Below are 13,485 nucleotides of genomic sequence, written 5' to 3'. Positions count from 1 at the left end.
TCGACCCGGTCTAGGGTGAAGGCCATGCGGGTAGGAGTGCTGGGAGCCAAGGGCAAGGTCGGATCGGCGATGGTGGCGGGCGTGCAGGCCGCCGAGGATTTGACCCTGTCGGCCGAAGTGGACGCCGGCGATCCGATGAGCCTGCTGACCGAGGGCGACACCGAGGTCGTCATCGACTTCACCCACCCCGACGTGGTGATGGACAATCTGAAGTACGTGATAGGCAACGGAATTCACGCGGTCGTGGGGACCACGGGCTTCACCGCCGAGCGGCTGCGGCAGGTGCAGGATTGGCTCGCCGACGGCCCCGGCACGTCGGTGTTGATCGCGCCGAACTTCGCCATCGGGGCGGTGCTTTCGATGCACTTCGCCAAGCAGGCCGCGCCCTTCTTCGACTCGGCCGAGGTGATCGAGCTGCATCACCCGCACAAGGCCGACGCCCCGTCGGGAACCGCGACCCGCACCGCGAAACTGATCGCCGAGTCGCGAAAGGGCTTGCCGCCCAACCCCGATGCCACCAGCACCAGCCTGGCGGGCGCGCGCGGCGCCGACGTCGACGGCATCCCGGTGCACTCGGTGCGGCTGGCCGGGCTGGTCGCCCATCAGGAGATCCTGTTCGGCACCGAGGGGGAGACGCTGACCATCCGCCACGACAGCATCGACCGGACCTCGTTCGTCCCCGGCGTGCTGCTGGCCGTGCGGAGGATCAAGGAATACCCCGGCCTGACGGTGGGTCTCGAGGCCCTGCTCAATCTGCAATGAGCGACACCGCGCGGGTGGTGCGCACCCAGTTGCTCGTCGCCCTCATGTGCGTCGCGCTGCTGGTGTACTTCGTGCTGCTGGGGCGCGTGGCCGTCGCGATGATCGGCTCCGGCCGGGCCGCCGCCGTCGGCCTCGGACTCGCGGTGCTGATCCTGCCGGTGATCGGGCTGTGGGCCATGATCGCCACCCTGCGCGCCGGGTTCGCGCACCAGAAGCTGGCCCGGCTGATCGCGGCCGACGGAATGGAGCTGGACACGAGCGCGCTGCCGCGCCGCCCGTCGGGCCGCATCCGGCGCGACGCGGCCGACGAACTGTTCGCCGCGGTCCGAACCGAGGTGGAGGACCACCCGGAAGACTGGCGGCGCTGGTACCGGCTGGCCCGCGCCTATGACTACGCGGGCGATCGCCGCCGCGCCCGCGAGGCCATGAAGACGGCGGTCGAGCTGCAGAGCAGCCCATGAGCAAGACGCTGCTGATCGTGCACCACACGCCGTCACCGCATACCCAGGAGATGTTCGAGGCCGTGGTCTCCGGCGCCACCGACCCCGACATCGAGGGCGTCGAGGTGCTGCGGCGCCCGGCGCTGACGGTCTCGCCGGCCGAGATGCTGGCCGCCGACGGCTACCTGCTGGGCACCCCGGCGAATCTCGGCTACATCTCGGGCGCTCTCAAGCACGCGTTCGACTGCGCCTACTACCAGCTTCTCGACTCGACCCGTGGGCGACCTTTCGGCGTCTACCTACACGGCAACGAGGGCACGGAGGGAGCCGAACGCGCCGTCGACACCATCACCACCGGGCTGGGCTGGGTCAAAGCAGCGGAGACCGTGATCGTCTCGGGCAAACCCGGCAAGGACGAGCTGCAGGCGTGCTGGGAGCTCGGGGCGACGGTCGCCGCGCAGCTGATGGACTAACCGGCGACCGGACGGCCCGATCCGGTAACGGCGTATGCCAGTGCCCCCACGAGGACCGCGAACTTGATCAGCGCGGCGACCTGTGCGCGCCGGGCATGGACGCCGATCCGTGTCCCGCGCAGCACCCTCAGCAGTGAAACCCCCTCCGCCGCATCACCGGCGACGGCGACGAGCACGGCGGCGGGCAGACCTGCCGGGTGGCCATGCCGCCGGCGCGCGCGGTCGACGAGCAGTGCCGTCAGCACGCCATAGGTGGCCATGTAGCCGAAATCGAGCCACAGGGACAGGCGCGCGGCCCGCCGGCCGTCGCTGCCCCACCGCGTCATGATGTCTTCAGCCCGAGATGCATTGCCGGCCAACTCGAATGCGATGATCCCGGGCCCGCCGCTGCGGCGCATGCGACGTTCCAGCACGAGCATCAGCGCCGTGTAGCCGAGGAAGGCGACGGCGGCGGCCGCGAGGCGATTGTCCGTTAGGCGCTGGCTCACCACTCAAGGTTCCCGTGGAACGGCTCGGGAGTCCAGGCCGGCCGCCTAGGCGTAGGTCGGTTTGAAGGCGTCGGCCGGTTGAGCCAGGGCCAGCGCCGAGCTGGTGCCGATCGGCCCGTGCTGGTCGAACAGGGTCGCGGCGCCGGTGGCGACACCGGCCGCGCCGTAGTGGCTCTGGGCGGCCAGACCGAGGAATTCGCCGTCGGGCAATCGGCTCGCCGTCACGGTGTAGTCGGCGTTGATGTAGCGCAATCCACCGGTGCCCCAATGGGTGAGCGAACTCGTGATGTCACCGACGAAGGCCAGGCGGGTGAACGGTGTGAGCGGATGTCCGTGCACCATCGGGCGAAACAGCCGCGCCCAGGCGAACTTCTGGGAGTGGGTCTGCTCCCATTCGCCGGCCGCGATTCCCGGACTGCCTTGCAGCGTCGCACCATACCCCCAGATGAGAAACGGCATCCCGTCTCCGAAGCCGTCCGAGGATGTCGGGAGCGGCGGCATCTGCGCCGGCGACGACCACACCTGACCCTCGGGATGATCGCCGCGGCGCAAAAACAGCGCGCTGGCCCGGGCGACGACGGTGCCGTTCTGGACCAGGCTGCCGTCGACCAGTTTGATGCGCCGGCCCTCGCGCTGCACCGCGGTCCGGATCTGCACCGGCTCCATCAGGGCCGGGCGCAACAGGTCAACCGTGAAGCGGGCGGGCTGCAGGTCCGGATCGATGCCGGATTGCTCTATGCCCCAACCCAACAGACCCCCGACGATCTGGCCGCCCATCGCCGAGCCCCACGGGCCCTGCGTCATCGGGCCCGGAACATAGGAGTCGCCGTCTACAGTGAAGAACGCCTCGGGCATGATGGCGGAATCGTCGATCGTCACCGCTATCACGATAGGACACCGGATTAGCAAGGACCGGGCATGCTGTGATCGAAATTCCGCGCGACCGTAACCCGTTCCCGCTGACCGGCGTGTCCCGGGGTCGCGATGGTATTCCGCGCTTCGACGAGCTGCCCGCGTCCCTGCTGGACATGCTCGCCGAACAGGTCGACGCCCGTCCGGGCGCAGAAGCCCTGGTCGAGCTGGGGGCCGGGCGTCTCACATACCGGCAGCTCTGGGATCGCGCAGCGCGGGTCGCCGGGGGGCTGCGCGCGGACGGCCTGAAGCCGGGCGACCGCGTCGCGGTGCGTTACCCCGCCGGAATCGACTGGGCGCTGGCGTTCTGGGGCACCGTGATGGCCGGTGGCGTTGTGGTGGCGGTCAATACGCGATCGGCACGGCCCGAGGTCGAGTTCGTCCTGTCGGACTCCGGTGCGCGAGTGGATCTGGCGCCGGACGCCGCGCTGCCCGACGGGCGGCCCTACGTCACCGAGCAACGCGGCCGCGCCGACACGGCGGCCCTGTTCTACACGTCGGGCACCACCGGCCACCCCAAGGGCGTTCCGACCACGCACGAGGCGTTCCTGACCAACACCGAGAACGCGATCCGCTGTCTGCAACAGCCGCGGGACCTCGGCGAAGCGATGCGCACGCTCATCTCCGTGCCGCTGTTTCATGTGACGGGTTGCAATACCCAGCTGCTGGCCGCCGCCCGGCTCGGGGGAGCCTCGGTGATCATGCCCACGCTCAATCTGGACGCGTTGCTCGCCACGCTGACCGCCGAACGCATCTCGGTCATGGTCACCGTCCCGGCAATATATTCGCTGTTGTTGCGGCACAGCGGTTTTGCCGACCCCGACGTGTCGAACGTGCGGTGGGTGGGCTACGGCGGCGCACCGATCGCCCCGTCGCTGGTGCGGTCGGTGAAGAACGCGTTCCCCTGCGCCACGGTGTTCAACGGCTATGGCATGACGGAGACGGCGTCACTGATGACCGTGCTGCCCGACAGCGAGGCCGTCGAGCACGCCGACTCCGTCGGCTACGCGGTTCCATCGGTGGACCTGGGGGTGATCCCGTTCGGGGACGACCCGGGTGTGGGGGAGTTGGTGGCGCGGGGCGCCAATGTGACCACCGGCTACTGGAATCGGGCTAGGACCTCCGCGGCCACCGCCGCGACGTTTGCGGACGGCTGGCTGCACACCGGCGACGTGGTGCGCGTCGACGATGCGGGCCGGGTGCACATCGTGGACCGGCTCAAGGACATCATCAACCGCGGTGGTGAGAACGTCTCCAGCGTCGAGGTGGAGGCCGTGCTGCTGGCGGCGCCGCACGTGGCCGACGCCTGCGTGCTCGGGGTCTCCGACGAGGTCATGGGCGAGAAGGTGGGGGCGGTGTTGTTCGGCGGCGACGACGAAATCGACGTGCCGGCGGTGCTCGACCACTGCCGCAGCCAGCTGGCCGACTTCAAAGTGCCGCAATACGTCACGGTGGTAGACAGTGCGCTGCCGCGCAATGCCGGCGGCAAACTGCTCAAGGCCAGACTCCGCGAGCAGGTCCAGTGGGGAGACCCGCTGCGATGAGCCCGAGCCTGCTGGTCGCCAACCGCGGCGAGATCGCCCTTCGAATCATCCGCACGGCAACCGAACTGGGGATCCGCACGATCGCGGTCTATGCCGAGGACGATGCGGATAGCCCGCATGTGCACGCGGCCGACGAGGCGATCGGCCTGCCGGGCGCCGGGCCGCGCGCCTACCTGGACCAGTCCGCCGTGCTGGCCGCGGCGAAGAACTCCGGTGCGGATCTGATCCATCCGGGTTACGGATTCCTCAGCGAGAACGCCACATTCGCCGATGCCTGCGTGACGGGCGGCTACACGTTCGTAGGTCCCGACGCCGGGGTGCTCGAGCTGCTCGGCAACAAGACGTCGGCCCGCGGCGCCGCGATCGCCGCCGGGGTGCCGGTGCTGCCGGCGACCGAGGGGCCGAGCAGCGTCGAGGACATCAGGGCATTCTTTGCCGCCCACGGCGGTGGCGTCATGATCAAGGCCCTCGCCGGCGGCGGAGGGCGCGGAATGCGCAAGGTGCGCAACGCCGATCAGATCGACGAGGCCTATCGGCGGTGCGCCGCCGAGGCGCAGCTGGGCTTCGGCGATCCCGCGCTGTTCGCCGAGGCGCTGCTCACCGACGCGCGCCACATCGAGGTGCAGGTCGTCGCCGCGCCAGCGGGCCATCAGACGCACGCCCGCGCGGTCGGCGACCGCGACTGCAGCATCCAGCGGCGCTACCAGAAGGTCATCGAAATCGCTCCTGCGCAAGGACTTTCGGACGACCTCCGCCGAGCACTGCACGAGGCGGCGGTGCGCCTGTGCGCCCGCGTGGGCCTGCGCGGACTGGCCACGGTCGAATTCCTGGTCACCGGCGAGCAATTCGTCTTCCTCGAAGTCAACCCGCGAATCCAGGTCGAGCACACCGTCACCGAGGAAACCACCGGACTCGACCTGGTGGCCGTTCAGCTGGCGATCGCCGGCGGTGCATCCTTCTACCAGCTGGGGCTGGCATCCGGGATCGCCTCCGACGGAATGGAAGTCATCGGCGAGCCCGCCGCGCACCACGGCATCGCCATCCAGCTCAGGGTCAACACGGAGACCTTCGGGCCCGACTCCTCCGTCGCCGGATCGGCGGGCACGCTCACGGTGTTCTCCCCGCCCAGCGGTCCCGGCGTGCGCGTCGACACCTATGGCCGGGCCGGATTGGTGATAAGCCCCCAGTACGATTCGCTGCTGGCCAAGCTCATCGTCGATGTGCACGGGTCGTCCTGGCGGGCGGCGGTGCGCAAAGCCCGCACCGCCCTGGCCGAGTTCAGCATCGAGGGCGTCAACACCAACATCGCATTCCTGCGCGAACTGCTGCGCGACGATCGCATCGAGTCCGGTTGGGTGAGCACCGGTTTCCTCGATGAGAAGCTACCCGAACTCGCCCAGGCGGCGCTGTCGCACCGGCAGGAAACGCGGGTGGCCGCGGTCGAGCTCTACCCCGGTGAGGACGCGCTGCGCGCGCAGCTGGCCGGCACCGTGGTCGAGGTGGTGCCCGAGGGCACCGAATACCCCGCGGGTGGTCAGCTGGTTGTCCTGGAAGCGATGAAGATGCAGCACGTGCTCGTCGCGCCGGACGCGCTGCGGATTGTCCGGGTCCTGGTGGCTCCGGGCCAGGTGGTCGGCACCGGAGACCCGCTGTTGGTCTTCACCCGCACCGCCGATGCTGGTGATAGCGAATCCGTCTCGGCCGGAACCGATCTCGATCGTCCACGTGCCGATCTCGACGAGGTCGTGCACCGCCACGCCCTGACCCTCGACGAGGGTCGCCAGGCCGCGGTAACCAAGCGGCACAACCAAGGTCGGCGCACCGCGCGGGAGAACATCGCCGACCTCGTCGACCCCGACAGCTTCGTCGAATACGGCGCGCTGGCCATCGCCGCGCAGCGCAGCCGGCGCTCGGAGGAGGACCTGATTGTCAACACCCCGGCCGACGGCCTGGTCGCCGGCCTGGCCACCATCGGCGCGGACCGGTTCGGCCGGGCGGCGGCGCAGGCCGTCGTGGTGTCCTACGACTACACCGTGCTGGCCGGCACGCAGGGCATGCGCAACCACGCCAAGACCGACCGCGTGTTCGACCTCGCCGCGCGAAAGCGGTTGCCGGTGGTGCTGTTCGCCGAGGGCGGCGGGGGCCGGCCGGGGGACACCGACGTCGGCGGCGCCGCCGGGCTCGACGTCCCTACCTTCCGAATGCTCGCGGGGCTGAGTGGGGAAGTGCCGCTGGTGTCGGTCGTCTCGGGCCGGTGCTTCGCCGGCAATGCCGCGCTTGCCGGGGTGTGCGACGTGATCATCGCGACGCCGGACGCCAACATCGGGATGGGCGGGCCGGCGATGATCGAGGGCGGCGGGCTCGGCGTGTATCCGCCCGAGGCGATCGGGCCGATCGGCGTGCAGCGCCGCAACGGCGTGGTCAGCCTGGTCGCCCACGATGAGGCGCACGCTGTCGCACTGGCCAAGCAGTACCTGTCGTACTTTCAGGGCTCGGTCAGCGACTGGGCCGCGCCCGATCCGCGGTTGGCCCGGCATGTGGTGCCGCAGAACCGGTTACGCGCCTACGACGTGCACCGCGCGATCGAGGCGATCGTCGACGTCGGATCGGTGCTGGAGCTGCGTCCGGATTACGGCGTGGGAATCGTCACCGCGCTGGTGCGCGTCGAGGGGGTTCCATACGGGTTGATCGCCAACAGCACCCACCATCTGGGTGGCGCGATCGATGCCGAGGCCGCCGACAAGACCGGCGACTTCCTGGCGTTGTGCGAATCGTTCGGGCTGCCGGTGATCTCGCTGTGCGACACCCCGGGCTTCATGGTCGGGCCCGACGCGGAAAAGGAAGCGGCCGTTCGCCGCTTCGGTCGGATGTTCGTCCTGGGCGCGCGGCTGACGGTGCCGCTGGGAATGATCATCTTGCGCAAGGGATACGGGCTCGGCGCGATGGCGATGGCCGGCGGCTCATTTCGCGCGCCGCACTTCACCGTCGCCTGGCCGACCGGAGAGATCGGCGGCATGGGCCTGGAAGGCGCGGTGCGGCTTGGCTTCAGCAAGGAGCTGGCCGCCGCGAAAGAGTCTGGCGATCCCGCCGAGCGGCAGAGCCTGTTCGATCGCCTGGTGGCCGCGGCCTACGAGCACGGCAAGGCGCTGCGGGCGGCCACCACATTCGAACTGGACGACGTCATAGACCCAGCAGCCTCCCGGGCCTGGATCACCAGGCTCTCGGGAGGCTGACGGGTTCAGCGATTAGGCGTGGCCGCCGCCGCAGCCGACGCCCGGCAGACAGCCTTGCCCGCCGGGAATGCCGCCGGGTCCAGCGTTCTGCCCGCCGGAGCCGCAGCCGACGCCCGGGACGCAGCCCTGGCCGCCCGGACCGCCGCCGGGGCCGTTGAACTGGCCGCCCGAGCCGCAGTTTCCGTTCGCGTCGCAGCCGCCGCCGCCCGGGTCGTCCTTGAAGGTCACGTGCGTGGGTGCAGCGGCTGGTCCGGCGACGTACACATCAGCGGCGGCCGCGGGCGCGGCGGCGATGGCCGCAGCGACAGCCCCGGCAACAACCAGCGGTTTCATGAGTGTCAATTTCGATAGCATGCGCGTGGCATACCACCTCAACACATGTTCAAAACATCGCGAATAAAATTCGACTGCAAACGAAGTCCTCGCTGCTCAACGGCGGCTCCCACCGCGACGGAAGGCCCGACCCCATGACCTCACAAGATCTGACCGGCCGCACCGCGATCATCACCGGCGCGTCGCGCGGAATCGGGCTGTCGATCGCGCAGCAGCTGGCGGCCGCGGGGGCCAACGTGGTGCTCACCGCGCGCAAGCAGGAGGCCGCCGACGAGGCCGCCGCTCAGGTGGGGAAGCGGGCCCTCGGGGTGGGCGCCCATGCGGTCGACGAGGACGCGGCGCGCCACTGCGTCGAGCTCACGCTGGAGCGCTTCGGCACCGTCGACATCCTGATCAACAACGCCGGAACCAACCCGGCATACGGTCCGCTGATCGAGCAGGATCACGCCCGCTTCACCAAGATCTTCGACGTCAACCTGTGGGCTCCGCTGCTGTGGACCTCGCTCGTGGTCAAGTCGTGGATGGGTGAGCACGGCGGGACGATCGTCAACACGGCCTCCATCGGTGGGTTGCATCAATCGCCGGCGATGGGGATGTACAACGCCACCAAGGCCGCGCTGATCCACGTCACCAAGCAACTGGCGCTGGAACTTTCGCCGCGCATCAGGGTCAATGCGATATGCCCCGGTGTGGTCCGCACCCGGCTCGCCGAGGCGCTGTGGAAGGACCACGAGGACCCGCTGGCGTCGTCGATCGCGCTCGGGCGCATCGGGGAGCCGATCGACGTGGCCGCGGCCGTCGCCTTCCTGGTCTCCGACGCCGCGAACTGGATCACCGGCGAAACCATGGTGATCGACGGTGGCCTGCTGCTGGGCGCCGCACAGGGATTCCAGTCCGCACCGGGCGGCGCGCAATGACCGCCGTCGACACGGCCGACCTGGACGCGCGGGTGCAGGCACTGCTCGACGAGCACGATCCGGCGACCAGCGACCCACGCGATTTCCTTGGCGCACAATACGATGCGGGGCTTGCCTGGGTGCATCTACCGCACGGTTTCGGCGGGCTGGACCTGCCGCGCACCGCTCAGGAGCGCGTCGACGCCCGGCTGGCCGCGGCCGGCGCACCGGTGGGCGGCACCCGCAAGAATTACATCGGCATGGGCATGGCCGCGCCGACGATCGCGGCCTTCGGCACCGACGAGCAGAAGCGAAAGTTCTTGCGCCCGTTGTTCACCGGTGAGCAGATCTACTGCCAGCTGTTCAGCGAGCCGGGCGCCGGATCCGACCTGGCCGGGGTGGCCACCCGTGCGGTGCGAGACGGTGACGACTGGATTGTCAACGGGCAGAAGGTGTGGACGTCGCAGGCGCAACACGCGCAGATGGCCATCCTGGTCGCCCGGACCGATCCGGCCGTGCCGAAACACCACGGTCTGACCTACTTCCTCTGCGACCTGACGCAACCGGGGGTCGATATCCGGCCGTTGCGCCAGATCACCGGCGAGGCGGAATTCAACGAGGTGTTCCTCACCGACGTCCGGGTGCCCGATGCCAACCGGCTCGGCCCGGAGGGCGGAGGCTGGCGGGTCGCGACCACCACGCTCAACAACGAACGCGTCGCCATCGGGTCGCGAGCCGGCGTCCCACGGGAAGGCGGCCACATCGGCAAGGTCGCCGCGGCCTGGCGCGACGAGCCGGAACTGCGTAACCCCGCGATGCACGACCAGCTGATGCGGCTGTGGGTCGAGGCGGAGGTCTTTCGGCTCGCCGGTGAACGGTTGCGGCAACAGGCGGCCACCGGTCAGCCCGGCCCCGAGGGCGCGGGCATGAAGGTGGCTTTCGCCAAACTGGCGCAAGCCATTTCGGGCTTCGAGATCGAGCTGCACGCCGAATCCGGGCTGCTCTACGACGACTGGACCATGCGCAGGCCCGAGACGGTCGACCTGGTCGGTCGCGGGCCCGGCTACCGCTACCTGCGGGCGCGCGGCAACTCGATCGAGGGCGGCACGTCAGAGATCCTGCGCAACACCATCTCCGAGCGCATCCTCGGCCTGCCGGGTGAACATCGTGTCGATAAGGACGTCGCGTGGAAGGACCTGCCCCGATGAGCGCGCACACCGCCGACCTGTTGTACTCCGACACCGAAGAGGCGTTGCGGGCCGGCGTCCGTCAGCTGTTCGCCGAGCGGTGCCCGCCCGAAACGGTCGCACGCGCCTATGATCCCCAACCGCAAGACTTTTCGGGAGTGTGGCGCACGCTGGCCGGCGAACTGGGCGTGGCCGGTCTGCTGGTTCCGGAGTCGCTGGGCGGCGCCGACGCCAGCGCCCGCGAGGCCGCCGTGGTCATGGAGGAGATCGGCCGGGCCGTCGCGCCGGTGCCGTTCCTGTCCAGCGCGGTCCTGGCCACGATCGCGCTGCTGCGTGCCGGTGACACCGAGACCGTCCCGGCGCTGGCCCAGGGCGAGCTGACGGCGGCGTTGGTGGTGCCGTTGTCGAGCGCACCGGGCGACCCGATCACGGGCGTCAGCGGCGGCGCCGACGGGCTGAGCGGGTCGGTCACCAGTGTGGCCGGCGCCGACGCCGCCGATGTGCTGGTGGTCCCGGTCGCCGGGAGCGACGGGCTCGAGCTGCACACCGTCGCCCGCGACACGGCGGGCGTGCAGATCTCCCCGGCGCTCGCGCTGGACATGACCAGACCCCTTGCCGCCGTGTCGTTTTCGGGATCTCCGTCGTCCCGGGTCGGGGCGGGCGACGCGCCGGTCACCGAAGCCATCCGGACCGCGGCGGCCCTGCTGGCGTCCGAGCAACTCGGGGTCGCCCAGTGGTGCTTCGAGACCACGCTGCAGTACGTAAGGGAGCGCAGGCAGTTCGGCCGCACCATCGGCTCCTACCAGGCGATCAAGCACCGGCTGGCCGACCTGTGGTTCGAGGTCGGCGCGGCGGCGGCCGCGGCCCGCTACGCGGCCGACACCTGCGCCGCCGGCGGCCCCGACGCGGACGCCGCGGCGGCGATCGCCCAGGCCTACTGCAGCGATGTCGCGGTGCACGCCGCCGAGGAGTGCGTCCAGCTGCACGGCGGCATCGGGATGACCTGGGAGTATCCGGCGCACCTGTACCTCAAGCGGGCCAAGAGCGACCAGTTGGCGTTCGGCACCGCCTACCGGCACCGCGCCCGGCTGGCCGAATTGGTGGACCTGCCGGCGTTCTGACCACACATCTTTCGGAGCTGGACGAATGCGAGTGTTGCTGTCGGCGTACGACTCGCGCGGAGGCGTCGAGCCGCTCGCCGCGCTCGCGGTGCAGCTGCGGACGCTCGGCGTTGACGCGCGGGTGAGTGCGCCGCCGGACGCCGAATTCGTCGAGCTGTTGGCCCGTGCCGGCGTGCCGCTGCTGCCCTTCGGCGAATCGCTGCGGGCGATGAAGACGGGCACGCCGCCGTCGGAGGAGGACCTGCGCGGGCACTTGGACCGGCTCATCGCCGCGCAATTCGACACCGTTGCCGCCGCGGCCGAAGGCTGTGACGCGTTGGTGGTCGCCGGCTTCCCGGCCGCCGCGGCCGCCGTGCGCTCGGCGACCGAAAGGCTGGGACTCCACTACGTCTACGTCAGTTACCAGCCCACCATCCTGCCGTCGCCGCACCACCCACCGCCGGCGTACGCCAAGGGGCCGATCCCTTTCGGCATGGCCGACAACCGCGTCCTGTGGCAACTGGATGGACGGCACCTGCAGGAGCTGTTCGGCGCGACGCTCAACGGTCACCGTGCGGCGATCGGCCTGCCGCCGCTGGACAACTTGCGCGACTACGCGCTGACCGACTGCCCATGGCTGGCGACGGACCCGATCCTGGACCCCTGGCAGGCCGCCGACCTCGAGGTCGTCCAAACCGGTGCGTGGCTGCTGCGCGACGAGCGCCCGCTGCCCGCCGACCTGCTGGCATTCCTCGACGCGGGCGCGCCGCCGGTCTATGTGGGCTTCGGCAGCATGCCGATGCGCGCCTCGCGAGACGTCGCGCGCACGGCCATCGAGGCGGTGCGCGCGCTGGGCCATCGCGCCGTGGTGTCCCGCGGCTGGGCCGGCCTGGCCCCGATCGACGACCGGGACGACTGTTTCGCCGTCGGCGAGGTCAACCACCAGGCGCTGTTCGGGCGGGTCGCCGCCGTCGTGCACCACGGCGGCGCGGGCACCACGACGACGGCCGCCCGGGCGGGTGTCCCGCAGGTGGTGGTGCCCCAGGGGGCCGATCAGCCCCACTGGGCGGCCCGGGTGCGCGACCTCGGCATCGGCGCCCCCCATGACGGTCCCGCTCCCACCACCGAGTCGCTGTCGACCGCGCTCAAGGCGGTCCTGACCGATCAGGTCCGCGCACGCGCGAGTTCTGTGGCCGCAACGATCCGTACCGACGGCGCTTCGGTGGCCGCGACGCTGCTGATGACCGCGTTAGCGCGGTAACGCGGACGCGAACACCTCCGTCATCGCCGCCCAATGCCGCTCGGCCGCCGCGGCGTCGTAGGGCGCGTTGTCCGGAACCGCGAATCCGTGGCCGGCCGGGTACCACTCGATGGTGTGCTCGACGCCGGCCGCCGTCAGCGCTTTGTCGAGCTGTTCGGCGTGATCGGCGGTGAACGACGCGTCATCCTTGGCGCCGCCCACGTACACCGTGGCGGTCATCCGGTCGGCGAGCAGGTGGGGGCTGTCGTCGGTGTCGGTCACCAGGCCGCCGCCGTGGAAGGACGCCGCCGCGGCCACCCGGTCCGGCACCCGGCCGGCCACCATGAGCGACGTCCGGCCGCCCATGCAGTAGCCGCACACCCCGAATCGCTCGCCGGCCACCTCGGGGCGGGCGGCCAGATAGTCGAAGAACGCGCCGGCGTCGGCAGCCATCCGGTCCGGGGTGACGCTGCCGATCATCGAGAACAGGCGTCCGCGTTCTTTCGGGTCGCTGAATACCGTCGCCATCTCGAACGGCGCCCAGTCCGCGGTGCGGTAGTAGACATCCGGAAGCAGCACCGCGTACCCGAACCCGGCCAGCTTGGCCGCCATCTGCTCGAACGTGTCACGCACGCCGCCCGCGTCGGGATACATGACCACCGCGGGCCACGGGACTTGCGATTCCGGCCCGTCGGGGGTGAACAGGTGCACCGTGCAGGTGCCATCGGGTGTGGTGACGACGTCGATGATGTTCGGCATGGCACCCGTTCTACTCCGCGCGCCTCGACCCGAATCATTCGGCGCCGACCCGCCGCGCCCGGCCACGCCGCGCTGGCGATCGCCGCTGGGCTAATCGGCGCCGACCCGCCGCGCCCGG

The 13,485-nt window shown here is 70.3% G+C and carries 13 protein-coding genes; 9 read left to right on the top strand and 4 right to left on the bottom strand.

All coding sequences use genetic code 11. The features are described 5' to 3' along the window. Window positions 1-24: 24 nt before the first annotated feature. Genes dapB through AC5Y7E_RS12330 form a run of 3 tightly spaced genes read left to right on the top strand, consistent with a single transcriptional unit; the run spans window position 25 to window position 1,675 of the window. Window positions 25-762 carry a 4-hydroxy-tetrahydrodipicolinate reductase gene (dapB, locus tag AC5Y7E_RS12340; protein ID WP_499949140.1) on the top strand — a complete coding sequence of 246 codons (738 nt, stop codon included), beginning with the start codon at window positions 25-27 and terminating at the stop codon, window positions 760-762. Further along, the gene (locus AC5Y7E_RS12335; protein WP_499949138.1) at window positions 759-1,223 is read left to right on the top strand and encodes a tetratricopeptide repeat protein; all 465 of its coding nucleotides are present in this window, start codon (window positions 759-761) and stop codon (window positions 1,221-1,223) included. Before dapB ends, AC5Y7E_RS12335 begins: the two co-directional genes overlap by 4 nt. Further along, on the top strand, window positions 1,220-1,675 hold the full coding sequence (locus AC5Y7E_RS12330; protein ID WP_499949136.1) for a flavodoxin family protein: 456 nt from the start codon (window positions 1,220-1,222) through the stop codon (window positions 1,673-1,675). Before AC5Y7E_RS12335 ends, AC5Y7E_RS12330 begins: the two co-directional genes overlap by 4 nt. Here AC5Y7E_RS12330 and AC5Y7E_RS12325 read toward each other — a convergent pair. Together AC5Y7E_RS12325 and AC5Y7E_RS12320 are read right to left on the bottom strand one after the other, a co-directional pair. After that, on the bottom strand, window positions 1,672-2,163 hold the full coding sequence (locus tag AC5Y7E_RS12325) for a hypothetical protein (RefSeq protein ID WP_499949135.1): 492 nt from the start codon (window positions 2,161-2,163) through the stop codon (window positions 1,672-1,674). The genes AC5Y7E_RS12330 and AC5Y7E_RS12325 overlap by 4 nt on opposite strands. Before the next feature lie 45 nt (window positions 2,164-2,208). Further along, window positions 2,209-3,042 carry an acyl-CoA thioesterase domain-containing protein gene (locus AC5Y7E_RS12320; protein ID WP_499919305.1) on the bottom strand — a complete coding sequence of 278 codons (834 nt, stop codon included), beginning with the start codon at window positions 3,040-3,042 and terminating at the stop codon, window positions 2,209-2,211. Window positions 3,043-3,086: 44 nt separating this feature from the next. On the opposite strand from AC5Y7E_RS12320, the gene AC5Y7E_RS12315 reads away from it, so the two are divergent. Both AC5Y7E_RS12315 and AC5Y7E_RS12310 read left to right on the top strand, forming a co-directional pair. Further along, window positions 3,087-4,619, top strand: a complete 1,533-nt coding sequence (locus AC5Y7E_RS12315) for a class I adenylate-forming enzyme family protein (RefSeq protein ID WP_499949133.1) — start codon at window positions 3,087-3,089, stop codon at window positions 4,617-4,619. Then, window positions 4,616-7,852, top strand: coding sequence for a carboxyl transferase domain-containing protein (locus tag AC5Y7E_RS12310; RefSeq protein WP_499949131.1), 3,237 nt, complete (start codon window positions 4,616-4,618; stop codon window positions 7,850-7,852). The genes AC5Y7E_RS12315 and AC5Y7E_RS12310 overlap by 4 nt, the downstream gene beginning before the upstream one ends. Window positions 7,853-7,864: 12 nt before the next feature. Here AC5Y7E_RS12310 and AC5Y7E_RS12305 read toward each other — a convergent pair whose 3' ends face one another. Next, window positions 7,865-8,185, bottom strand: coding sequence for a PE-PGRS family protein (locus AC5Y7E_RS12305; RefSeq protein WP_499949129.1), 321 nt, complete (start codon window positions 8,183-8,185; stop codon window positions 7,865-7,867). Window positions 8,186-8,319: 134 nt separating this feature from the next. On the opposite strand from AC5Y7E_RS12305, the gene AC5Y7E_RS12300 reads away from it, so the two are divergent. Genes AC5Y7E_RS12300 through AC5Y7E_RS12285 form a run of 4 tightly spaced genes read left to right on the top strand, consistent with a single transcriptional unit; the run spans window position 8,320 to window position 12,629 of the window. After that, the gene (locus AC5Y7E_RS12300) at window positions 8,320-9,102 is read left to right on the top strand and encodes an SDR family oxidoreductase (protein ID WP_499949127.1); all 783 of its coding nucleotides are present in this window, start codon (window positions 8,320-8,322) and stop codon (window positions 9,100-9,102) included. Continuing rightward, window positions 9,099-10,289, top strand: coding sequence for an acyl-CoA dehydrogenase family protein (locus tag AC5Y7E_RS12295; protein ID WP_065056693.1), 1,191 nt, complete (start codon window positions 9,099-9,101; stop codon window positions 10,287-10,289). Before AC5Y7E_RS12300 ends, AC5Y7E_RS12295 begins: the two co-directional genes overlap by 4 nt. Then, a complete protein-coding gene (locus AC5Y7E_RS12290) occupies window positions 10,286-11,389 on the top strand; it encodes an acyl-CoA dehydrogenase family protein (RefSeq protein ID WP_499949126.1) in 1,104 nt (367 codons plus the stop codon). Before AC5Y7E_RS12295 ends, AC5Y7E_RS12290 begins: the two co-directional genes overlap by 4 nt. Before the next feature lie 25 nt (window positions 11,390-11,414). Then, window positions 11,415-12,629 (top strand): glycosyltransferase, encoded by a 1,215-nt coding sequence (locus AC5Y7E_RS12285; RefSeq protein ID WP_499949124.1) that lies wholly within the window; start codon window positions 11,415-11,417, stop codon window positions 12,627-12,629. Here the strand turns inward: AC5Y7E_RS12285 and AC5Y7E_RS12280 are convergent. After that, window positions 12,618-13,367, bottom strand: a complete 750-nt coding sequence (locus AC5Y7E_RS12280; RefSeq protein WP_499949122.1) for a dienelactone hydrolase family protein — start codon at window positions 13,365-13,367, stop codon at window positions 12,618-12,620. The genes AC5Y7E_RS12285 and AC5Y7E_RS12280 overlap by 12 nt on opposite strands. Between the last annotated feature and the right edge of the window lie 118 nt (window positions 13,368-13,485).

The organism is Mycobacterium sp. NGS17 (genome assembly GCF_059813205.1).
This window is presented reverse-complemented; position numbering and strand designations above follow the sequence as displayed.

Excerpts from the sequence above, each read along its gene's own strand:
- AC5Y7E_RS12335 (WP_499949138.1), top strand. The coding sequence starts at position 759 with ATGAGCGACACCGCGCGGGTGGTGCGCACCCAGTTGCTCGTCGCCCTC.
- AC5Y7E_RS12330 (WP_499949136.1), top strand. The coding sequence starts at position 1,220 with ATGAGCAAGACGCTGCTGATCGTGCACCACACGCCGTCACCGCATACC.
- AC5Y7E_RS12285 (WP_499949124.1), top strand. The coding sequence starts at position 11,415 with ATGCGAGTGTTGCTGTCGGCGTACGACTCGCGCGGAGGCGTCGAGCCG.
- AC5Y7E_RS12310 (WP_499949131.1), top strand. The coding sequence starts at position 4,616 with ATGAGCCCGAGCCTGCTGGTCGCCAACCGCGGCGAGATCGCCCTTCGA.
- AC5Y7E_RS12305 (WP_499949129.1), bottom strand. The coding sequence starts at position 8,185 with ATGAAACCGCTGGTTGTTGCCGGGGCTGTCGCTGCGGCCATCGCCGCC.
- AC5Y7E_RS12295 (WP_065056693.1), top strand. The coding sequence starts at position 9,099 with ATGACCGCCGTCGACACGGCCGACCTGGACGCGCGGGTGCAGGCACTG.
- dapB (WP_499949140.1), top strand. The coding sequence starts at position 25 with ATGCGGGTAGGAGTGCTGGGAGCCAAGGGCAAGGTCGGATCGGCGATG.
- AC5Y7E_RS12290 (WP_499949126.1), top strand. The coding sequence starts at position 10,286 with ATGAGCGCGCACACCGCCGACCTGTTGTACTCCGACACCGAAGAGGCG.
- AC5Y7E_RS12300 (WP_499949127.1), top strand. The coding sequence starts at position 8,320 with ATGACCTCACAAGATCTGACCGGCCGCACCGCGATCATCACCGGCGCG.
- AC5Y7E_RS12280 (WP_499949122.1), bottom strand. The coding sequence starts at position 13,367 with ATGCCGAACATCATCGACGTCGTCACCACACCCGATGGCACCTGCACG.